A 21,362-nucleotide genomic window follows, 5' to 3' on the forward strand; every position below is an offset into this window, starting at 1 on the left:
GGGGCCCCCCCCCCCCCCCCCCCCCCCCCCCCCCCCCCCCCCCCCCCCCCCCCCCCCTTCTCCTCCCCCCCCCCCCCCCCCCACCCCCCCCCCCCCCCCCCCCCCCCCCCCCCCGGGCCCGGTAACACTCCCTCGGGGCGGGCCGGGGTGTTCGCGTGCGGAGCCGTGTCGGTGGGGTCGGCGGGCGCGGTGTCGCTCCGCCGCCGCCTGTTCCTCGGGGCGGTGTCCCGGTCGGGCCGCCAGTCCCGGTAGGGCGCGGCCTCGTTCTGGCAGGCGGCCAGGTAGAGGGCGTCCAGGAGCTCCGGCCAGGACGGGCCGGGGCGGGGTGTGTCTCCGGTGGTCATCCGGAGTTCCCCCGTCCTGGCGGCCCCGAGGTGCCGGGATCAACGGTGGAGCCGTCGAGCCGGTGCCAGACCTGCTCGGCCAGCTCCAGCAGATCGCCCGTCCGCTCATCGGAGCCGTAAGAGGTCGCGATGTAGAGGGAGTTGAGGAGCTGGTCGATGGAGAGTCCGCCGTGCTCCCGGCTGCGTTCGAGGAACCTGGCGATCAGCGGGCCGCCGAAGCGCTCCGCCGTCTCCTCGTCGAAGTGCGCGGCGAGCATGTGCGCGAGGTCCCGCTCGTCGGGGTCGGGCATCCGCAGCACCAGGCAGCGGCGCAGGAAAGCGGGCGGGAACTCCCGCTCGCTGTTGGAGGTCATCACCACGAACGGGAACGCCCGGCAGGTCACCCGGCCGCCGTCGATCTCCGCCTCGCCCCGCGGGTCGTCGGTCAGCACCGTCACGGAAGGATGGCGGCGCCGGGCCCTCAGCAGTTCCGGGATCGGGTAGGAACCCTCCTCGAAGACACTGAGGAGATCGTTCGCGAGGTCGAGATCGCTCTTGTCGAGCTCGTCGATCAGCAGGACGCGGGGTTCGTCGTACGGCAGCAACGCCGTTCCCAGCGGCCCGAGTTGGATGTAGTCGCCGACGTCGGGCGGCACTGCGGGGACGGCTCCGTCGTCCTTGGCCCCGGGCTGCCCCGTCTCCGCCGCACGCAGTGCCGCGCTGTCCTGGACGCGGCCGATCGCGTCGTACTCGTACAGGCCGCGCTGGAGGGTCGTACGGCTGCTGATGTGCCAGCGCAGCACCCGGCCCAGGCGCAGTTCGCGGCTGACCCGGTACGCGAGGCTGGACTTGCCCGTGCCGGGGCGGCCGATCACCAGCAACGGACGACGGAGCAGCAGGGCCGCGTTCACCATCTCCGCCTCGCGGCGGGCGAACTCGGAGAGCTCACGGGCGGGCGGGCGCTCGCCCAGCCGCCGTACCGTCTCCTCCTCGTCGGGCGGCGGTGCGGGAACGGCGGGCGCACCCGTGAAGCGCCGCCACGGCGGGGCGGCGGGCAGCAGTTCCGCGAGGGTGGTGTCGTGCAGAGGCACACCCGTGCCCCGGTAGATCCACCAGCGGGGCCGTTCGGCTCCCGGGTGGCCGTTGCCGGACGCGGGCGCCGGACTGCCGGCGGGGAATGTCACAGCCCCTCCTCTCCAGGTGTGGGAGGAGGTACCGCGGCGGAGCCCGTGAGCGCGACGGGCATCCGTTCCGGATCGTCCCACAGCAATGCGACATGGCGGCCGACAGAGAAATACTCTTCAGCATCGGTCGCATCGGCCGATGTGCGCAATGCCTTGACGACATGCGGCAGTTCACGGGGGTCACGCTCGGCCAGCAGCGTGCGCAGGGCGCGGCGGAACTCGGGGTCGTCCTCCCCCCTCCGGTCCCACAGGACGACAGGAACCCCAGCCAGCAGCGCCTCCGAGAGCTCGTCCAGTTCCTGGCGCTCCCCCCGCGTGCTTCCGGCGCTCCGCTGCCGGGGACTTCCCGGCGGGCCGCTCAGGACGACGACGGCGGGCGCGGGGTCGGACCGCAGGCGTGCGCGGCCGTCCTCCGGGAACCAGTGCACAGGCCCGGCCTTACCGTCCGTGAAGTCGCCCCACCTTCTGGCCCAATACCGGTGCAGGTCACGGCGTTCGATGCGCTCCAGGCTCCGCAGCACCACTTGATGGTCCTCCCCGAGCCGGCCCTCCACTCCTTGGAAGGGCGCCTTGCCCCAGCGTTCCACGCACAGGTCGAGCAGGTCTTGAGGAAGGACGAACTCAAGGGCCAGATCCGTTCGCAGCGAGTACGCCCAGTCGCTCTCGGCGTGCTGGATCAGCGACCGTACCGCCAGCTCGGCCTTCTGCAGCCCGATCCGCCGGTCCGCGCCGCGCAGTTGTTCGCCGGGGTGCACCCGCCACCAGTGGGACAGGAGGGTGTCCTGGCCGGGACGCGCGTCCAGCAGCGGGCGCAGCCGGATGATGAGGTAGGCGTCGGGGCGCCAGACCTTGGCGATCGGCGTGGCGGCGGCCGGCGGTGGCAGCGGTTCCGGTACGTCTGGCCGCGGCAGGGACCGAGGCGGTGGCCCGTCCGGGAACTCCTCCTGTACGGCCGGGTCGTTGGCGCGCGCCCAGTCCGTGATCGCGCACCGGTTCTCTCCTCCGGCTCCCGGGGCGAGCAGCTGTCGCAGCACTTGGAGGCAGGGCAGGGACTCCCCCTGCCGGGTGTTGAGGGTGGCGGCGTGCAGGAACACCGACCAGGGTTCGTCGCAGTGCCTCGGTGCCACCGGGTGGCCCAGTTCCTGGAGGAAGTCCGAGTACCGGTGGCGCAGGTCCGGGACGTACACCTCGTCGAGCAGGGGGATGAGCTTGTCCCACTGTTCGTGGTCGAAGAGGGGGACCTGCCATACGGCGACGGCCTGCTTGAGCCGCCGCATCGCGGGCGTGTTGCCGTCCCGTACCTCCAGGATCTCCACCAGCTGGAGCAACCCGTCCGGCCGGTCGCAGAGTTCCTCGACCAGCCGGACGACGAGGTCGTGCGAGGAGGCCCCCCGCGTCCGGCCGAAGGGTGCCTGCGAGGCGGCGCCGAAGCGGTGCAGGAGCAGGCGCAGGGTGGTGTGGTCCCGGAGGCAGTCCACCCCGGCCACCGCGTCGAGCAGGTACTTCGGGACGGCCGGGACGGAAGGCGGGGAGTGCCACTGGTCCGGGGACTGCTCCTGGCCGGTCTTTCCCCGGCCCGTGCGGCAGCACAGCCGGTCCAGTACGGACAGGGCCCGGTGCGCGGACACCGTGTCGCCGCCCAGTTCGGTGACGGCCGTACGCAGGGCCGGGCAGCCGTCGTGGTGGTCCAGGCACGCCGCGACCAGGGCCCGCACCCGCTGCTGGGGGACGTCGTGGTCGGGGGCGGCGCGGCGGATGGCGGCGGGCAGGGCCATCCGCAGGCCGCGCCCCGAGTCGTAGTCGACCCGGGGCATCTGGAGCAGCGCTTCCGTCAGCTCCAACTGGGCCGCCACGGGAGGTGGTTGGCAGGCAGCCGGAGCGCGGGTACGGGGGCCGGGGACGAGAGTCCCCGGGCCGTGCGGCTCCGGCACCCGTAACGCGTCGTGGAGCGGGGGCCAGTACCCGGCGGCCGCCTCGACCGGCAGCATCCACGCGGTCTTCAGGACCTCCCGGGTGTGCGCGGCGGTGATCAGGCCGATGACCCGGCCCCGCTCCGGATCCCAGACGGCGGCGCCGCTGAAGCCGCGTTCGACGGCGGCTCCAGTGGTGCGCACCCCGTCGAGCTGCACCCAGCGCGGACAGAGCCCGCCGGTGCCGGCCAGCTGTCCGGTCGCCACGATGCCGCCGGGCGTGCCCTGCGGATAGCCGATGATCTGGACGCGCTGGCCGTCGGGGGTGCCGCACGGGGCGAGCCGCAGCGGGCCGCAGTCGGCCGGGAGCGCGGGTCTGTCGTCCGGGAGGGCGAGAGCGGCGAAATCGCCGTACCGCTCCAGCGCCTGGCCGGGCGGGGTCTCGCCGAGCGGCGGGGGAGGGGCCCAACTTCGGCGTATCAACCGGGCCTTGGTGCGCCAGCCCCAGCCGGGCAGATCGACCACGACGTCCGTACTGCCGCCCGCCCGGCCGCCGGGAGCCCCGCCGCACGCCGCGCTGACGACATGGGCGCAGGTCAGCACGCACAGCCGGGAACCTCCGGCGGACACCAGTACGCCGGCCCCCGCCAGATCGCCGTCCCGCGACAACACCCGCACCTGTCCTGCTTGCGGCCCCAATGCTGATCGTCTCCCCCGAGCGTCACACATGTACCAGGTACTCGCTGAAGCCCAGTGTACGAGCGGGGCCGCGCACAACACCCCGTGCGGAGCACCCCCGTTGGGTCCACGGGCCCATGACCCGGACCGGGCCGCCGCCCTACGGTTGGCAGGTGTTTGTCACTGGTGTGCTGACCGTGGCCGCCGCGCTCTGGGGCGCCGCCGCCGTACTCCCCGTGCCGCGCGCCGCGTACCGACTGGCGGTCGAGCCGGAGGAGGACTGGCGGACCGCCTGCCCGGCCGGGCACCCCTTCGAGGGCCCGGCGCGCGGCTGGATCGGAACGGCACGGTGCGCGGCGTGCGCGGCGAGCCCGGTGACGGCGCGGGTGCCGCGCGCCGGCAGCGCGGAGGCGACGGGCACCGGCGACCTCTCAGGCCCCCGTACCTCCTCGGACCCCCGCACCCCCTCGGCGCCCCGCACCCTCGCGGACACCAGCACCCCCTCGGGCCCCCGCCCCGAAGCCCCCGCCGGCGACCCCGCCGCGCCTGCATTCCTCCCGTACGCCCGCACCCTCCCCCCCGTCCTCCTCGGCACCCTCATCTCCGCCACCCTCGCCGCCGCCACCGGCCCCCGGCCCGAGCTCGTCGTCTGGCTGCTGTTGGTGCCCTTCGCGCTGCTGCTCGCCCTCGTCGACCGGCGGGTGCACCGGCTGCCCGACGTGCTGACGCTGCCGCTGGCCGGGGGTGCCGTCGTGCTGCTGGGGGGTGCCGACCTGCTGCCGGGGAACGGCGGGTCCTGGCTGTCCGCGCTGCTCGGCGGGGGCGGGCTCGGGGCGGCGTACTTCGTGCTCTTCCTCGTCAACCCGAGAGGCATGGGCTTCGGGGACGTCAAGCTGGCCCTGGCCATCGGAGTGGTGCTCGGCTGGTACGGGTGGCCCGTGCTCTTCACCGGCGCGTTCGCCGGGTTCCTGTTCGGCGCGCTCTACGGCCTCGTCCTCATGCTCACGCGCAGGGGCGGGCGCAAGACGGCCATCCCGTTCGGGCCCTTCATGCTCGCGGGCGCCTGGGCGGGACTCCTCCTGGGCGGCCTCGGGGCCGCCTGAGAGCGCCGGAGCGGGGGCGGGATGCGGGCATTCGTGAGAAATTGCCACTAGCGATGACCCACCCACCACCCCCGAGCGGAGTGCTCATGAGTGACGAGGACGAGTCGGACCTGCTCGCCGAACTGCGCCGCCCCCGCCCCTATCCGGCGGTCTCCATCACCCTCCCCACCCACCGCCACCGGCCGGAGAACCAGCAGGACCACATCCGGCTGCGCAACCTCCTCGCCGAGACCGAGAAGCGGCTGCTCGACGATCCGAGGCTCGGCCGCGACCAGGCCGCCGCCGTCGTACGGCAGCTGAACGAGGCGGCGGACGAGCTCGACCCGGAGCACTTCCTGGAAGGTCTCGTGCTGTACGCGTCCGCCGACGAGGCCCGTACGTACCTGGTCAGCGCGACCGTCCCGGAGCGGATCGTCATCGGCGAGACCTATCTGACCCGCAACCTCGTCGCCGCGTCCGCCCGGCAGATCCCCTACCTCGCGCTGATCCTCTCCACCGGCGAGGTCCGGCTGTGGCACGGCGTCGGGTACGAGCTGCACGAGCTGGACACCGAGGAGAGCGGCTTCCCCGTCATCTCCTCCGGCGCGGACCGCGACGGCCCGCCGAACCGCGACGGCGGCCACGGCGAGAACCAGGACTTCCGCAACATGCTCACCGAGGCGGACCGCAAGCTCACCCCGCTGCTCCAGGAAGCGGTGCTCCCGGTGGTCGTGGTCGGGCTGCGGCAGCACATCGCGACCTACCGCGAGCTGTCCCGGCACGGCGCGGTGCTCGCCGCCGACCTGGAGGTCGGCGGGCTGCTGCACACCACCGCCCCCGAACTCGTCGAACAGCTCGCCCCCGCCCGCGCCTCCCTCGCCGCCATCGACACCGAGGAAGCGGCCAAGGCGCTGGACGCGGCCCGCAGCGGCAAGCGCTACTCGGCGGGGATCCAGGACTGCTGGCAGTCGGCACGCGAGGGGCGGGTGGGGCACCTGGTGGTGGAGGAGTCCCTGCGCGTCACCGCCAGGCCGGAGACGGTGGAGGGCGCCGTCCGCGCCTCCCTGGTGCTGGCCGAACCCGGCGAGGAGGGCGCCGAGGACGACATCGTCGACTCGCTCGTCGAACTCGTCCTGGCCGCCGACGGCGACGTCACCTTCGTCCCCGACGGCACCCTCACCGAGGAGAACGGAGTGGCGGCGGCACTCCGCTACTGACTACCGGGGCGAGTGGTGCAGAAACGTCAATCCGATGATGCCCGCGACACCCCCGACGGGTGGAACTCGGCAGGACCGTCCGGACGCCTCAAAAGTGCCCGGATCCCAAGCGGCGCAAGGGATTCGACCCCTTGCGCCGCGCACATCGCCGACTTCGGAGAGTAATTGATTCGCGTCCTGGTGCGCAGCATCACTTACGAAGGGTTATGGTGGAAACCCCCCCTCGGGCCGGTCCGTATCCCCCCCACGGACCGGCCCGTTTTTTGTCTCCGTGACCCCTGGGGGCGCGTCAGCCCCGTCCGGCCCAGATGTTCGTGCCGGGGGTCGAGACCGCGAAGGAGTCGATCTCCTTCAGCTCCGCGTCGGTGAGGGCAGGAGCCCCGAGCGCGGCCACGTTCTCCTCCAGCTGCCTGACGCTGGACGCCCCGATGAGCGCCGACGTCATCCGCTCGTCCCGCAGCACCCACGAGATCGCCAGCTGCGCGAGGGACTGGCCGCGGCGGCCCGCGATGTCGTTCAGCCCGTTCAACCGGCGCACGACCTCCTCGCTCAGCAGGTCCGGGTCCAGCGACTTGCCCTGGGTGGCCCGCGAGCCCTCCGGGATGCCCTTGAGGTACTTGTTCGTCAGCAGACCCTGCGCGAGCGGCACGAAGGAGATGCAGCCCATGCCCGCCTCCTCCAGGGTGTCGAGCAGGCCGTCGTCCTCCGTCCAGCGGTTGATCATCGAGTACGAGGGCTGGTGGATGAGCGGGCGTACGCCCATCTCGCGCAGCAGGCGCGCGGCTTCGGCGGTCTGCTCGCTGTTGTAGGACGAGACGCCTACGTACAGGGCCTTGCCCTGCTGGACGGCGGAGGCGAGCGCTCCCATCGTCTCCTCAAGAGGAGTGTCCGGGTCGAAGCGGTGCGAGTAGAAGATGTCGACGTAGTCCAGGCCCATCCGCTTCAGGGACGCGTCCAGCGAGGACATCAGGTACTTGCGCGAACCCCACTCGCCGTACGGGCCGGGGTGCATCCCGTACCCGGCCTTGGTCGAGACGATCAGTTCGTCGCGGTACGGCGCGAAGTCCTGCGCGAAGATCCTGCCGAAGTTGGACTCGGCCGAGCCGGGCGGCGGCCCGTAGTTGTTGGCCAGGTCGAAGTGGGTGACGCCGAGGTCGAAGGCGCGGCGCAGGATGGCGCGCTGCGAGTCGATCGAACGGTCGTCGCCGAAGTTGTGCCACAGACCCAGGGAGAGCGCGGGGAGCTTGAGGCCACTGCGGCCCGAGCGCCGGTATTCCATGGTGTCGTAGCGGTCGTCGGCGGGGCGGTGGTGGAGGGAGTCGTCAGTCACGTTCATCTCCCTATCACGTACGTGACTGTGACAGACCGGGTTGGGTCGTGGTGACCCGTGCGCAGTAATGTGGCGCGCTCGGGCCCTCGGGGAGACCGCAGACTTCCCGGGCCCGGAAAGACGAGAGGGTGAAACGCTGTGAACCTGCGCGACCTGGTGTACCGGCTCTACGCACGCCGCGTGGAGGGACGCCTCGACCACGCCCAGGTGCCCAAGCACATCGGAGTCATCCTCGACGGCAACAGACGCTGGGCGAAGGCCGCGGGCGGCACCACCGAGCAGGGACACAAGGCCGGCGCCAGCAAGATCCAGGAGCTGCTGGGCTGGTGCGCGGAGACCGACGTCGAGGTCGTCACGCTGTGGATGCTCTCCACCGAGAACCTGGACCGCCCCGAGGCCGAACTGACCCCGCTGCTCTCCATCATCGAGGGCGCGGTGAAGGCGCTCGCCGCCGACGGCCGCTGGCGGGTGCACCACGTCGGCACGATGGACATCCTCCCCGCACGTACACAGGGTGTACTGAAGGAGGCCGAGCAGTCGACGGCGGGCAACAAGGGAATACTGGTCAACGTCGCCGTCGGCTACGGCGGCCGCCAGGAGATCGCCGACGCGGTCCGCTCGCTCCTGCTCGAACACGCCGACAAGGGGACCTCCTTCGAGGAGCTCGCCGAGATCATCGACGTCGAGCACATCTCGGAACACCTCTACACGCGCGGCCAGCCCGACCCGGACCTGGTCATCCGCACCAGCGGTGAGCAGCGGCTGTCCGGTTTCATGCTGTGGCAGAGCGCCCACTCGGAGTACTACTTCTGCGAAGTCTTCTGGCCCGCCTTCCGCAAGGTCGACTTCCTGCGCGCACTGCGCGACTACGCGGCCAGGCACCGGCGTTACGGATCCTGACCGCCGCCCGTACCCCTTTCACGTACGGAATACGCGTGAAGTGACGTCATATGCCCTGGCCATGACCAGGCATGGCGGCGCGTGTTCGAGGGAATACCCCTTCCAGGTCGGCGTCCGGTCCACGGACGCCGCATCTCAAGTGGACGGCCAGAAGCCGTCCGCCCGGGAGGCCCTTTGCACCAGGACGACCGCGCCCCATCTCGCGCGGACGACTCAGTGGCGATGCGAGGGCCGGTGCTCGGCCCGCGTCTCGCGGCCACGAGCCCGGTCCCTCCGCCCGCGACGTCGTCGCACCCCAACCTCAGTCCGAGGGGGTACGTCCTTCCGTGGTGAACAGCTCTAAGCGCCGCCTTCCCGACAGGCGCACCTACGTTCTCGACACCAGCGTCCTGCTGGCCGACCCCAGCTCCATGACCCGCTTCGAGGAGCACGAAGTCGTGCTCCCGATCGTGGTCATCACCGAGCTGGAGGCCAAAAGGCACCACCCGGAGCTCGGTTACTTCGCCCGGCAGGCCCTGCGCATGCTGGACGACTACCGCATCCGGCACGGCCGCCTCGACGCCCCGATTCCGATCGGGGACCTCGGAGGTTCGCTGCGCGTCGAACTCAACCACTCCGATCCCGGCGTACTTCCCGCCGGCTACCGGTTGGGGGACAACGACTCACGGATCCTGGCAGTCGCACGCAACCTCCAGGCCGAGGGGTACGACGTCACCGTCGTCTCCAAGGACCTGCCGCTGCGCATCAAGGCGTCCTCGGTGGGCCTGCTCGCCGAGGAGTACCGCGCCGAACTCGCCATCACCGACTCCGGCTGGACCGGTATGGCGGAACTGGCCCTGGAGGCCGACCAGGTCGACCTCCTGTTCACCGAGGAGCGGCTGTACGTCCCGGAGGCCGCCGAGCTCCCCGTGCACACCGGGCTGGTCCTCCAGTCCGAGCGCGGCAAGGCGCTCGGCCGGGTCACCCCGGACGGCAACGTCCGCCTGGTGCGCGGCGACCGGGGCGCCTTCGGCATCCACGGCCGCAGCGCCGAGCAGCGCATCGCACTGGACCTCCTCCTGGACCCCGAGGTGGGCATCGTGTCGCTGGGCGGGCGGGCCGGTACCGGCAAGTCCGCACTGGCGCTGTGCGCGGGCCTGGAGGCCGTACTGGAGCGGCAGGAGCACAAGAAGGTGATGGTCTTCCGGCCGCTGTACGCGGTCGGCGGGCAGGAGCTCGGCTATCTGCCGGGATCCGAGTCCGAGAAGATGTCGCCGTGGGCGCAGGCCGTCTTCGACACCCTCTCGGCGGTCGCGGGCAAGGAGGTCATCGAGGAGGTGCTCGGGCGCGGGATGCTGGAGGTCCTGCCGCTCACCCACATCCGGGGACGTTCGCTGCACGACGCGTTCGTGATCGTGGACGAGGCCCAATCGCTGGAACGGAACGTCCTGTTGACGGTTCTGTCCAGGATCGGGGCGAATTCCCGGGTTGTCCTGACCCATGACGTCGCTCAGCGCGACAATCTGCGGGTCGGCCGGTACGACGGCGTGGTCGCGGTCGTCGAGAAGCTGAAGGGGCATCCGCTCTTCGCGCACGTCACCCTCACCCGGTCCGAGCGCTCGCAGATCGCCGCCCTGGTGACCGAAATGCTGGAGGACGGGCACATCTGACCCAAATGGCGGTAAGGGCAGGGAAGTTGGCGCCGCCCGGCGGGGCCCGTGAGGAGCACGGGATCCTAGCCGGGCGGTGTCGCGTCACGCGGGTACTTCCGTAAAACAGCAGCCACAAACCCGGTGTGACCTTTCACACGTAAGCAAGAATTGATTACCTGCCTGATCTTCCGGCAGAGTCTTGCTTCCGTCAGGCCCCGCATACGGCACAGCCGCACCTCCCGAGGTGCAACACCACACAAATCAACAGACTTCGCCGTATGCCGCCCGAGTAACACGGAGCACTCCCCCGGGAGTTGCCCACCGGGTCCGAGCCTCCCGTGACGTACCACAAGGGAGTGCCAGCGCCAGGGGTGCGATTGCGTCCGCGAGGGTCACCGGTTCGGACGCTGCTGGAAGGAAACCGTGTGAGCCGGATTTCGGTTCGGGGATTCGCAGTGGCCTCCGCCACGGCGGTCACCACAGTCGGCGCCGTCGTGGGCGTCGCATCGGGCGACCCGCAGTCGTCGAGCGACAACAACTTCGAGGCAGCCGCTGCCGACACGACTCTCCTCGCGGAAATCCCCGCCGGCCAGCAGGCCCAGGTGGCGACCGCGTCCCTGACGCAGCAGGCCGACACGCAGGCCGCCGTTGCCGACGAGGCCGCGAAGAAGACCGCCGAGGAGTCGGCCCGGCTGAAGGCCGCCAACGACGCCAAGGCGAAGAAGAAGGCAGCCGACGACAAGGCCGCCCAGGAGAAGGCCGAGAAGGAGGCCAAGGAGCGCGAGGAGCAGGAAGAGACCGCGAGCCGGTCCGCCTCCCGCGACTCCGGCGGTTCCACGGCGAACTTCCCGCAGCAGGCCTCGTACACCGTGGCCCAGGTCAAGGACATCGCCCGGCAGATCATCCCGTCGGGCCAGTTCCAGTGCTTCAGCAACATCGTGCAGCACGAGTCGACCTGGAACTACCTGGCCGTCAACCCGACCTCGGGTGCCTACGGTCTCGTCCAGTCGTACCCGGGCAGCAAGATGTCCTCGGTCGCCGACGACTGGCGCACCAACCCGGCCACCCAGATCAAGTGGGGCCTCAACTACATGAACGAGCGCTACGGCAGCCCGTGCGAGGCCTGGGACTTCTGGCAGGCGAACCGCTCGTACTGAGACCTCAGGGTCCTTCTACGGCGCTCAACTTCACGGAGCCCCCCACCGTCCTACGGTGGGGGGCTCCGCACGTGTACCGTCAGGTCGACAATTCGCCGGGGGGCGCCGTGGGGGGAAGAGGAAGCATCATGTCGAAGACACCGGGGTGGCTCGGCGGACTCGGAGCCAGGCTGACCCACATGGGAGAGCGGCTTGAGGAGAAGCGTGCGGAGGCGCAGGCGGAACGCCCGGCCGCGGTGGCCGAGCCCCATCCCCCCGAGCACGTGCCCCCGCCGCCCGACTACGCGCCGGCCATAGCGGCCAGGCCCGACCCCGTCGACGCCGTGCCCTGGGGCATGCGGGTCGCCGCCGAGGCCGGCTGGCGGCTGCTCGTCCTCGCGGGCACCATCTGGGTGCTCGGCCAGATCATCAGCCAGGTCCAGCTGGTGGCCTTCGCGTTCATGGGCGCACTGCTGGTCACCGCACTGCTCCAGCCGACGGTGGCCTGGCTGAAGAAAAAGGGCGTGCCGCGCGCGCTCGCCACCGTCCTCACCGCCGGAACCGGCTTCGTGATCATGGGGCTGATCGGCTGGTTCGTGGTCTGGCAGATCATGGACAACGCCGACGACCTCGCCCAGCGCGTCCAGCAGGGCATCGCGGACACCAAGAACTGGCTGCTCAACAGCCCGTTCCACGTGACCGAGGCGCAGATCAACGACATCGCGAAGAACCTCAGCGACGCGGTCGGCACCAACACCCAGCAGCTGACCTCCGCCGGACTCGCGGGCGTAACCGTCCTCCTGGAGATGATGACGGGGATACTCCTCGCGATGTTCTCCACGCTCTTCCTGCTGTACGACGGGAAGCGGATCTGGGAGTGGACGCTCAAGCTCCTTCCGGCGCAGGCCCGTCCGGGCATGGCGGGCGCGGGCCCCAGGGCCTGGCACACACTCACCGCCTATGTGCGGGGCACGGTGATAGTGGCCATGATCGACGCCATCTTCATCGGTCTCGGACTGCACTTCCTGAACGTGCCGGTGGCCGTGCCGCTGGCCGTGCTGATCTTCGTGTTCGCGTTCATCCCGCTGGTGGGCGCGGTCATCTCGGGCGCACTGGCGGTGGTCATCGCGCTGGTGGCCAACGGGCCGTTCAACGCGCTGTGGGTGCTGGTCGTGGTGCTCGCGGTGCAGCAGATCGAGGGGCACATCCTCCAGCCCTTCATCCTGGGCCGTGCGGTACGGGTGCACCCCCTCGCCGTGGTCCTCGCGGTGGCGGCGGGCGGTCTGGTGTCCGGCATCGGCGGTGCGGTGGTCGCGGTGCCGCTGGTCGCGGTGCTCAACACGGCGGTGGGCTATCTGCGGGCGTACTCGAAGGAGAACGCGCTGCGGGCCTCGCCGAAGCCGCACGGGGCGACGGCGGTGGACCTGGCGCCCACTCCGGCGCCGGTGGGAGCGGGGGCCGGAGCGAAGTCGGGATCGGACGCGGGTCCGGGGTCGGGGTCGGGTTCGGTGTCGGGCACTTCGGGTTCGAGTGGTTCGGGTTCGGGTTCGGGTTCGGCCGAGGGGATTCCGGAGAGGCCCTCCGACCGTCCGAGCGACCGCCCGTCAGACCGGCCTTCCGGCCCGTCCTCGGGATCGGACCCGGCGTGATAACCCCGCCGGAACTGGTTCCGGGACCCGACGAGGGGCCCCCGCCCGAGACACTGGACTCGGGCGGGGGCCCTCCGCGTACGCCCCTGTTACGGCTGGGGGCGTGGTTACGGGGCTGGCGCGAGACGCCCTGGCTGTGGGCGCTCGCGGGCGTGGTGGGCGCGTCCGCGCTGTGGGCGGGCGGACTGTACTTCTTCGGCGGCGGCGAGCCCGACCAGCGGGGGTACCGGCTCGCGTGGAACAGCTGCGACAAGGTCCCGCTGACGAGCCTGAGGCAGAAGCTGGGCAAGCGGGACACGACCACCGACAGCGCGGACCTGTTCCAGGACCCGGCGCTCAACCGGCTGGAGTGCCAGCTGCCGATCCGGAGCGCCCGGGTACGCAGCCAGAACGGCTGGCGGATCGGGGAGACCTACCAGGTGACGCTGCACGTCGAGCAGCACCGCAGAACGGACCCGGGACCGGAGATCGAGGCCCTTCTGAAGAGCGGCCGGCGCGGCTGGAGCGGGTTCGAGGTCGAGAAGCTGACACCGGTGCGGGGGCTGGGCGACCGGGCGTACTTCGTGAACAACTACCGGTCGGGCCCGCAGTTGGAGCTGGTGGTGCAGGACGGCGGCGTGCTGCTGACGCTCAGGCTGTACGGGGTCGGCGAGATCATCGGCGACGGGCCGCCGGGCACCGATCCGCCGGACACCGCGGAGGCGGACCTCCAGGGGGTGTCGGACCGGATGGTGGCGGACCTGCGCGAGGCGATGGCGGTGCTCAAGCGCTGAGGAGCGCGCGCCTTCCCCGTACCGACCACCGGCGCGAAGTGCGTACGCGCAGAGCCGAAGGGGCCCACCGGGCGATGCCGGTGGGCCCCTTCGGTCGCGTCACAAGGACGACTACTCGGCCAGTACGGCCTCGGAGTCGAGGGTCACGCCGACCGCCTGGATCACCGAGGCGACCTTGACGGCCTCCTGGATCGTCTCGCGCTCCACGCCCGCCTTGCGCAGGACCTGCTCGTGCGAGTCGAGGCACTGGCCGCAGCCGTTGATCGCGGAGACCGCGAGGGACCACAGCTCGAAGTCGACCTTCTCGACGCCCGGGTTGCCGATGACGTTCATCCGCAGACCGGCCCGCAGCGTCCCGTACTCCGGGTCGGAGAGCAGGTGGCGGGTGCGGTAGAAGACGTTGTTCATCGCCATGATGGCGGCGGCCGACTTGGCGGCCGTGTACGCCTCGGGGGAGAGGTTGGCCTTCGCCTCGGGCTCCAGCTCGCGCAGCACCTTCGGCGAGCGCGAGGCGATCGCGCAGGCCAGTACGGTGCCCCACAGCTGCTGCTGCGGGAGGTCGCTGTTGCCGATGACCGAGCCCAGGTTCAGGCGGAGGTCCTTGGCGAAGTCCGGTATGGCGGACTTCAGTTCGTCGAGTGCCATGTCAGGTCAATCCGTTCTGTGGTCCGTACGGTCGGGCTGGTGCTTCGGGGTTCCTACTCGCCCGAGAGCAGCGCGACCGGGTCCAGGGTGTTCTCGCCCTTGGTCCAGTTGCACGGGCACAGCTCGTCCGTCTGGAGCGCGTCGAGGACCCGGAGGACCTCCTTCGGGTTACGGCCGACGGAACCGGCGGTCACCATCGTGAACTGGATCTCGTTGTTCGGGTCGACGATGAAGACGGCGCGCTGCGCGAAGCCGTCCTCGCCCTCGATGCCGAGGTCACGCATGAGCTCGTGCTTCGAGTCGGCCAGCATCGGGAAGGGCAGGTCGGTCAGGTCCGGGTGGTCCTTGCGCCAGGCGTGGTGCACGAACTCGGAGTCACCGGAGAAGCCCAGGACCTGCGCGTCACGGTCGGCGAACTCGTCGTTCAGCTTGCCGAACGCGGCGATCTCGGTCGGGCAGACGAAGGTGAAGTCCTTGGGCCACGCGAAGACGACGCGCCACTTGCCCTCGTAGGACTTGTGGTTGATCTGCTCGAACTCCTTGCCGGACTCCAGGGAGACACAGGCAGTGAGGTCGTACGTGGGGAACTGGTCACCAACAGTGAGCACGCGCACTCCTTGCAACGTAGGAAACATCCCTTTTCGGGGGCTTCCCGGGGGTTGGACGGATCCCCACAGTGACACAGGAGGCATTGATAGTGGAAATAGCTAGACTGGCTTGAACCGATCGGGGCTGCCTATCAGTGGCCGTAGTAATAGGGAGCGAGCGCACGTGCAGACCATGCCGAACAGGGGTAAGCAGCCCACCCTCGCGCAGCTGCGGGCCTTCACTGCCGTGGCCGAGCACCTGCACTTCCGGGACGCGGCCGGGGCGCTCGGCATGAGCCAGCCCGCCCTGTCGGGGGCCGTCTCCGCCCTGGAGGAGACGCTCGGGGTGCAGCTCGTCGAGCGCACGACGCGGCGGGTGCTGCTCTCCCCGGCGGGGGAGCGGCTCGCGGTGCGCGCCGGGGCGGTGCTCGACGCGGTCGCAGCCCTGCTGGACGAGGCGGAGGCGGTGCGGGCGCCCTTCACCGGCGTACTGCGCCTGGGGGTGATCCCGACGGTGGCGCCCTATCTGCTGCCGACGGTGCTGCGGCTGGTGCACGAGAGGTATCCGGAGCTGGACCTCCAGGTCCACGAGGAGCAGACCTCGTCCCTGCTGGAGGGGCTGGCGGCGGGCCGGCTCGACCTGCTGCTGCTCGCGGTGCCGCTGGGGGTGCCGGGGGTGCGCGAACTGCCGCTCTACGAGGAGGACTTCGTACTCGTCGCCCCGGCCGACCACTGGCTGGGCGGCCGCACCGACATCCCCCGGGAGTCGCTGCGCGAGCTGGACCTGCTGCTGCTCGACGAGGGGCACTGCCTGCGGGACCAGGCGCTGGACGTGTGCCGGGAGGCGGGGCGCGACGAGGGGGCGCTGGTGACGACGACCGCCGCCGGACTGTCGACCCTGGTGCAGCTGGTCGCGGGCGGGCTCGGGGTGACGCTGCTGCCGCGTACCGCCGTGGAGGTGGAGACCGCCCGCAACGCGGCCCTGGTCACGGGGGACTTCGCGGCCCCGGCGCCGTCCCGCCGCATCGCCCTGGCCATGCGCGCGGGCGCCGCGCGCGGCGAGGAGTTCGAGGAGTTCGCGGCGGCACTGCGGGGAGCGGTCGCGGGGCTGCCGGTGCGGGTGGGCTGAGAGGGGCCTCCTGCGGTACGGGAGTGAGGGGGCCGGCGGCTATGCACCCCACGTATACACCTCGCGTATACACACCGTGTACAGTGCTCCGCATGTCAATCGGACACACCTTGCTCGGCCTCCTTGAGGCCGGCCCCCGCCACGGTTACGACCTCAAGCGGACCTTCGACGAAAAGTTCGGGCACGACCGGCCGCTGCACTACGGCCAGGTCTACTCGACCATGTCCCGCCTCCTGAAGAACGGTCTCGTCGAGGTCGACGGCACCGAGGCGGGCAGCGGTCCCGAGCGCAAGAAGTACGCCATCACCGACGCCGGCATCACCGACGTCGAGCAGTGGCTCGCCCAGCCGGAGAAGCCCGAGCCCTACCTCCAGTCGACCCTGTACACCAAGGTCGTCCTGGCACTGCTCACCGGCCGGGGCGCCGCCGACCTCCTCGACGTCCAGCGCGCCGAGCACCTGCGGCTGATGCGCGTCCTCACCGACCGCAAGCGGGGCGGCGACCTCGCCGACCAACTGGTCTGCGACCACGCCCTGTTCCACCTCGAAGCCGACCTGCGCTGGCTGGAACTCACCGCCGCCCGGCTCGACAAGCTCGCCGTGGAGGTACGCAAGTGACATCCGCCGAGACCGCCGGGGCACCCGCCGGGTCCCTCCTCACCGCCGTCGACCTGCACAAGACGTACGGGGCCACGCCCGCCCTCGACGGCGCCCACTTCTCCATCCACCCCGGCGAGGTCGTCGCCGTCATGGGGCCCTCCGGGTCCGGCAAGTCGACGCTGCTGCACTGCCTCGCCGGGATCGTGACGCCGGACTCCGGCACCATCACCTACCAGGGGCGCGAGCTGTCCTCGCTGCCCGACCGCGAACGCAGCGCGCTGCGGCGCGGCGAGTTCGGGTTCGTGTTCCAGTTCGGGCAGCTGGTGCCCGAGCTGACCTGCGTCGAGAACGTCGCGCTGCCGCTCCGGCTGAACGGCGTCAAGCGCCGCGACGCCGAGGAGCAGGCCCTCGGCTGGATGCGGAGGCTGGAGGTCGACGACGTGGCGGCCAAGCGGCCCGGCGAGGTGTCCGGCGGTCAGGGGCAGCGGGTCGCCGTCGCCCGCGCCCTCGTCACCTCCCCCCGCGTGCTCTTCGCCGACGAGCCGACCGGCGCCCTGGACTCCCTCAATGGCGAGCGCGTCATGGAGCTCTTCACCGAGGCCGCCCGCTCGACCAACGCCGCCGTCGTCCTGGTCACGCACGAGGCGCGGGTCGCCGCCTACTCCGACCGCGAGGTCGTCGTACGGGACGGCAAGTCGCGCAGTACGGAGTACGCACTGTGAGCAAGGGTCAACCCGCCGAGATCGCAAGGGCGTTGGGGCTCGGCATCCGCTTCGCCCTGGGCGGCGGGCGCGAGGGGTGGGTGCGCACCGCGATGACCGCGCTGGGCGTCGGGCTCGGGGTGACGCTGCTGCTGGTCTCGGTGGCCGTGCCGCACGCGATGTCGGCACGCGACGAACGGGACGTCTCCCGGGTGGGGATGCCCGCCGGGGAGAGCGCGGGGGCGGGCCGGGACACGCTGCTCATCGCCAACGCGGAGACCCAGTACCGGAACGCCGAGGTGCGCGGCCGGCTCGTCAAGCCCGGGGGCGCCGACGTGCCGCTGCCGCCCGGCCTCGCCGCGTACCCGGGGAACGGCGAACTCGCCGTGTCGCCCGCGCTCGACACCCTGCTCAAGTCCGACGACGGCCGGCTGCTGCGCGAGCGGCTGCCCGGCAAGGTCACCGCCGTCATCGGCGACGAAGGGCTGCGTGGCCCCGCCGAACTCGCCTACTACCGGGGTGACCCCACGCTGCGGGCGGACACTCCCGGGGTGCTCCGTGTCGCGGCCTTCTCCGCGCACAGCGAGGTCACCTACGACCCCACCCTGCTCCTGCTCGTCGTCGTCACCTTCGTCGTCCTGCTCGTACCCATCGGGGTGTTCATCGCGGCCGCCGTCCGTTTCGGCGGTGAGCGGCGCGACCGCAGACTGGCCGCGATGCGCCTGGTGGGCGCGGACAGCCGTACGGTGCGGCTGGTCGCGGCCGGGGAGGCACTCGCGGGCGCACTGCTCGGACTCGCCGTCGGCGCCGGGCTCTTCCTCCTCGCCCGCTCGATGGCCGGTCTGATCACCTTCGGCGCCGCCGGAGCCGGGCTCTTCCCCTCGGACCTGACGCCGGCGCCCGCACTGGTGGTCCTGGTGCTCCTGGCCGTCCCGGCCGCCGCCGTGGGGGTGGCGCTGCTGGCGCTGCGCGGTGTCGTCATCGAACCGCTGGGCGTGGTGCGCACGGCCAGGCCGGTGCGCCGCAGGCTGTGGTGGCGGCTGCTGCTGCCCGCCGGAGGGCTCGCCCTGCTGGTGCCCCTGGTCCGCCAGGGAACCGGGGTCCCGCTCGACCAGACCAAGCTGATCGGCGGCACCGTGCTGATCCTGCTCGGCATCACCGCACTGCTGCCCTGGCTCGTGGAGGCCTTCGTCGCCCGCCTCGGCGGCGGCAGCATCTCCTGGCAACTCGCCGTCCGCAGGCTCCAGTTGAACAGCGCCATGGCCGCCCGTACGGTCAACGGCATCGCCGTCGCGGTGGCCGGGGCCATCGCCCTGCACATGCTGCTGGGCGGCATCGACGACCGCTACGTCACGGACACCGGCGCCGACCCGGCCCGCGCCCAGCTGACGACCATGATCCCCGAGACCAGCCCCGCCGCACGGAACGCCGACCGGCTGGGCGCCGACATCGCCCGTACCGAGGGCGTACAGAAGTACATCGGACTCGGCACGGTCGGCGTGGGCGACCGGGCCAAGTCGCCGGAGGCGCTCGACGAGGTCACCGTCGCCGACTGCGCCACCCTGCGCGAGGTGGCCAAGCTCCCCGGCTGCGAGGACGGGGACGTCTTCGCCGTCCAGGGCGCGGGCAGGCCAGGACCCTCGGAGGCCTTCGGGGCCGGCCGCACGGTCGTCCTGCGGCCCGATCAGTTCGACGGCATGCCCAGGATCAGGAACGCCGCCAGCAACCCGCCGCCCGTCCGGTGGACCCTGCCCGCACAGCTGCGGTCCGCCCAGGCCCTCACCGACCCCGGCGGCGGCAAACGCGGCGGACTGCTCGCCACGCCCGGCGCACTGCCCAGGATGGCCCCGGGCAGCCTGGCGCTCGCGGTGTACGTGAGGGTCGACCAGAGCGACCCGGACGCCGCCGAGCGGGTGCGCAACGTACTCGCCGCAGCGGACCCGAACGTCAGCGCGTACAACACGACGGCGAGCGTCAGCGACCGGCGCTTCGCCGCCGTCCAGAAGGCGCTGTACGCGGGTGCCGCCTGCGTACTGCTGCTGATCGGGGTCAGCCTGCTGGTCTCCCAGCTGGAGCAGCTGCGCGAGCGGCGCAAGCTGCTCTCCGTGCTCGTCGCGTTCGGCACCCGAAGGTCCACGCTCGGCCGGTCCGTGCTGTGGCAGACCGCCGTCCCGATGGCCCTCGGGCTGGTGCTCGCGGTGGCGGTGGGGATCGGGCTCGGTCTGGTCCTGCTCAGGATGAGCGCGGTCCCGGCCGCCGTCGACTGGGCGGGGGTCGCCGTGATGGCGGGCATCGGCGGGGGAGTGGTGCTGCTGGTCGGACTGCTCAGCCTGCCGCCGCTGTGGCGGCTGATGCGGCCGGACGGGCTGCGGACGGAGTAGGACCAGGACTACGAGGAAGGGGGCTGCCGTACGGGTGATTCCGTACGGCAGCCCCCTCGTCGTGCTATTCCGGGGCGGCGTCCTTCGGCGGGCGTCCCCTGCGCGGGAGCGGTCCGGTGTTCTTCGGGAGGCGGCCCGAGTCGTTGAGGGACTTGCGGAGCAGGAACTCGATCTGGGCGTTCGCGCTGCGCAGCTCGTCGGAGGCCCAGCGTGCCAGGGCCTCGTACACCTTGGGATCGAGCCGCAGCAGCACCTGTTTGCGCTGCTCCCGCCGGGGCTTGAGGCCGGGGCCCTCGGAGTCGTCGCTCACTGGTAGAGCGAGCCCGTGTTGATGACCGGCTGGGTGGCGCGGTCGCCGCAGAGGACCACCAGGAGATTGCTGACCATGGCCGCCTTGCGCTCCTCGTCCAGCTCGACGATGTCCTGCTCGGAAATGCGGGCGAGCGCCTGCTCGACCATGCCCACGGCGCCGTCCACGATCAGCTTCCTGGCCGCCACGACGGCACCGGCCTGCTGCCGCTGGAGCATCGCGGAGGCGATCTCAGGAGCGTACGCGAGGTGGGTGAACCGGGACTCGATGATGTGCACACCGGCCGCCTCCACGCGCGCGTGGAGCTCGATCGCCAGCTTCTCGGTGATCTCGTCGGCGTTGCCGCGCAGCGACAGCCCCTCTTCCTCGTGGGCGTCGTACGGGTACTCGATGGCGATGTGCCGGACGGCCGCCTCGGTCTGGGTGGAGACGAACTCCAGGAAGTTGTCCACCTCGAAGCAGGCCTGCGCGGTGTCCTCGACCCGCCACACGACGACCGCCGCCAGCTCGATCGGGTTGCCGTACGCGTCGTTGACCTTCAGGACCGCGGTCTCGTGGTTGCGGACGCGGGTGGAGATCTTGTTGCGGGTGGTGAGGGGGTTGACCCAGCGCAGGCCGTCGGTGCGGATGGTGCCCCGGTAGCGGCCGAAGAGCTGGACGACCCTGGCCTCGCCCGGCGCGACCATGTTCAGCCCGCTCATGGCGAGGAGCGCGCCGAAGAAGAGCAGGACGCCGACGACGATCAGCGTGACCTTCAGGCCGACCGAGGCGGCGGCCGCGCCGAGCACGATGAGCCCGGCCGCGGCGACGATGCCGAGCAGGCCCAGAAGGAGGGCGAGACCGCCGGCGATGCTGTGCGCCGGAAACTCGGTGACGCGGGGCGCGGGCATCTCCGGGAGGCCGTCCGCGGGGTCCTCCGCGGGGCGGCCCGCGGGGTCGTGGGAGGAGGTGGTCGACATGAGGGGTCCCCGTTCTCTGTGCGTTCGCTGTGCGATGGCTGTGCGTGCACCGGGCCCCTGTGGAGCCCGCACTCTGCGTGGTCTAGCAAAGTGATATCACTTTATCGCGGGTCCGTGCGACTGCATAGAGGTGCAATCCGGACGCGTTTCCTCAACTTCGGTCACTGCTGGCAACCTTTGGGGCCCGCCGTTCGTCGGTTCCGTAAGGGGGGTGCTGATTGTCACGTCCGTAAAAGAC

The 21,362-nt window shown here is 71.3% G+C and carries 18 protein-coding genes; 11 read left to right on the forward strand and 7 right to left on the reverse strand.

Features of this window, described 5'->3' with window-relative positions; all coding sequences use genetic code 11:
• Positions 1 to 340: 340 nt before the first annotated feature.
• Entirely contained in the window at positions 341 to 1,507 is a 1,167-nt protein-coding gene (locus ACZ5PB_RS24275; protein WP_468693821.1) for an AAA family ATPase, read from the reverse strand.
• Complete coding sequence (locus ACZ5PB_RS24280; protein WP_468693822.1) at positions 1,504 to 4,089, reverse strand: VMAP-C domain-containing protein; 2,586 nt, start codon at positions 4,087 to 4,089, stop codon at positions 1,504 to 1,506. The genes ACZ5PB_RS24275 and ACZ5PB_RS24280 overlap by 4 nt, the downstream gene beginning before the upstream one ends.
• A gap of 143 nt (positions 4,090 to 4,232) precedes the next feature.
• On the opposite strand from ACZ5PB_RS24280, the gene ACZ5PB_RS24285 reads away from it, so the two are divergent.
• Both ACZ5PB_RS24285 and ACZ5PB_RS24290 read left to right on the forward strand, forming a co-directional pair.
• On the forward strand, positions 4,233 to 5,198 hold the full coding sequence (locus tag ACZ5PB_RS24285) for a prepilin peptidase (protein ID WP_468693823.1): 966 nt from the start codon (positions 4,233 to 4,235) through the stop codon (positions 5,196 to 5,198).
• An 86-nt stretch (positions 5,199 to 5,284) separates the two neighbouring features.
• On the forward strand, positions 5,285 to 6,394 hold the full coding sequence (locus ACZ5PB_RS24290) for a baeRF3 domain-containing protein (RefSeq protein ID WP_468693824.1): 1,110 nt from the start codon (positions 5,285 to 5,287) through the stop codon (positions 6,392 to 6,394).
• 289 nt (positions 6,395 to 6,683) lie between these two features.
• Here the strand turns inward: ACZ5PB_RS24290 and mgrA are convergent, their stop codons facing one another.
• Entirely contained in the window at positions 6,684 to 7,730 is a 1,047-nt protein-coding gene (gene mgrA, locus ACZ5PB_RS24295) for an L-glyceraldehyde 3-phosphate reductase (protein ID WP_468693825.1), read from the reverse strand.
• A gap of 132 nt (positions 7,731 to 7,862) precedes the next feature.
• Here mgrA and ACZ5PB_RS24300 point away from each other — a divergent pair, with 132 nt between their 5' ends.
• From ACZ5PB_RS24300 to ACZ5PB_RS24320, 5 genes are all read left to right on the forward strand, one after another.
• Entirely contained in the window at positions 7,863 to 8,624 is a 762-nt protein-coding gene (locus ACZ5PB_RS24300) for an isoprenyl transferase (RefSeq protein WP_468693826.1), read from the forward strand.
• A gap of 326 nt (positions 8,625 to 8,950) precedes the next feature.
• Positions 8,951 to 10,273, forward strand: a complete 1,323-nt coding sequence (locus ACZ5PB_RS24305) for a PhoH family protein (protein WP_468693827.1) — start codon at positions 8,951 to 8,953, stop codon at positions 10,271 to 10,273.
• Positions 10,274 to 10,680: 407 nt separating this feature from the next.
• Positions 10,681 to 11,412, forward strand: a complete 732-nt coding sequence (locus tag ACZ5PB_RS24310) for an aggregation-promoting factor C-terminal-like domain-containing protein (protein ID WP_468693828.1) — start codon at positions 10,681 to 10,683, stop codon at positions 11,410 to 11,412.
• Between the two features lie 128 nt (positions 11,413 to 11,540).
• Positions 11,541 to 13,040: an AI-2E family transporter gene (locus ACZ5PB_RS24315; protein WP_468693829.1), complete on the forward strand. Its 1,500-nt coding sequence runs from the start codon at positions 11,541 to 11,543 to the stop codon at positions 13,038 to 13,040.
• The gene (locus ACZ5PB_RS24320; protein WP_468693830.1) at positions 13,037 to 13,813 is read left to right on the forward strand and encodes a hypothetical protein; all 777 of its coding nucleotides are present in this window, start codon (positions 13,037 to 13,039) and stop codon (positions 13,811 to 13,813) included. Before ACZ5PB_RS24315 ends, ACZ5PB_RS24320 begins: the two co-directional genes overlap by 4 nt.
• A 111-nt stretch (positions 13,814 to 13,924) precedes the next feature.
• Here ACZ5PB_RS24320 and ACZ5PB_RS24325 read toward each other — a convergent pair whose 3' ends face one another.
• The gene (locus tag ACZ5PB_RS24325; RefSeq protein ID WP_384351261.1) at positions 13,925 to 14,458 is read right to left on the reverse strand and encodes an alkyl hydroperoxide reductase; all 534 of its coding nucleotides are present in this window, start codon (positions 14,456 to 14,458) and stop codon (positions 13,925 to 13,927) included.
• A gap of 53 nt (positions 14,459 to 14,511) precedes the next feature.
• Positions 14,512 to 15,066 (reverse strand): peroxiredoxin, encoded by a 555-nt coding sequence (locus ACZ5PB_RS24330; RefSeq protein WP_389243832.1) that lies wholly within the window; start codon positions 15,064 to 15,066, stop codon positions 14,512 to 14,514.
• 172 nt (positions 15,067 to 15,238) lie between these two features.
• Here ACZ5PB_RS24330 and ACZ5PB_RS24335 point away from each other — a divergent pair, with 172 nt between their 5' ends.
• From ACZ5PB_RS24335 to ACZ5PB_RS24350, 4 genes are all read left to right on the forward strand, one after another.
• Complete coding sequence (locus ACZ5PB_RS24335; protein ID WP_468693831.1) at positions 15,239 to 16,174, forward strand: hydrogen peroxide-inducible genes activator; 936 nt, start codon at positions 15,239 to 15,241, stop codon at positions 16,172 to 16,174.
• A gap of 92 nt (positions 16,175 to 16,266) precedes the next feature.
• A complete protein-coding gene (locus ACZ5PB_RS24340; protein WP_468693832.1) occupies positions 16,267 to 16,791 on the forward strand; it encodes a PadR family transcriptional regulator in 525 nt (174 codons plus the stop codon).
• A complete protein-coding gene (locus tag ACZ5PB_RS24345) occupies positions 16,788 to 17,495 on the forward strand; it encodes an ABC transporter ATP-binding protein (RefSeq protein WP_468693833.1) in 708 nt (235 codons plus the stop codon). The genes ACZ5PB_RS24340 and ACZ5PB_RS24345 overlap by 4 nt, the downstream gene beginning before the upstream one ends.
• Positions 17,496 to 17,587: 92 nt before the next feature.
• Complete coding sequence (locus ACZ5PB_RS24350; RefSeq protein ID WP_468693896.1) at positions 17,588 to 19,855, forward strand: FtsX-like permease family protein; 2,268 nt, start codon at positions 17,588 to 17,590, stop codon at positions 19,853 to 19,855.
• A 64-nt stretch (positions 19,856 to 19,919) separates the two neighbouring features.
• Here the strand turns inward: ACZ5PB_RS24350 and ACZ5PB_RS24355 are convergent, their stop codons facing one another.
• Positions 19,920 to 20,165: a type II toxin-antitoxin system antitoxin gene (locus ACZ5PB_RS24355; RefSeq protein ID WP_468693834.1), complete on the reverse strand. Its 246-nt coding sequence runs from the start codon at positions 20,163 to 20,165 to the stop codon at positions 19,920 to 19,922.
• Positions 20,162 to 21,124: an SPFH domain-containing protein gene (locus tag ACZ5PB_RS24360; protein WP_468693835.1), complete on the reverse strand. Its 963-nt coding sequence runs from the start codon at positions 21,122 to 21,124 to the stop codon at positions 20,162 to 20,164. Before ACZ5PB_RS24360 ends, ACZ5PB_RS24355 begins: the two co-directional genes overlap by 4 nt.
• Between the last annotated feature and the right edge of the window lie 238 nt (positions 21,125 to 21,362).

The sequence above is a fragment of the Streptomyces sp. NPDC032721 genome (genome assembly GCF_055579625.1).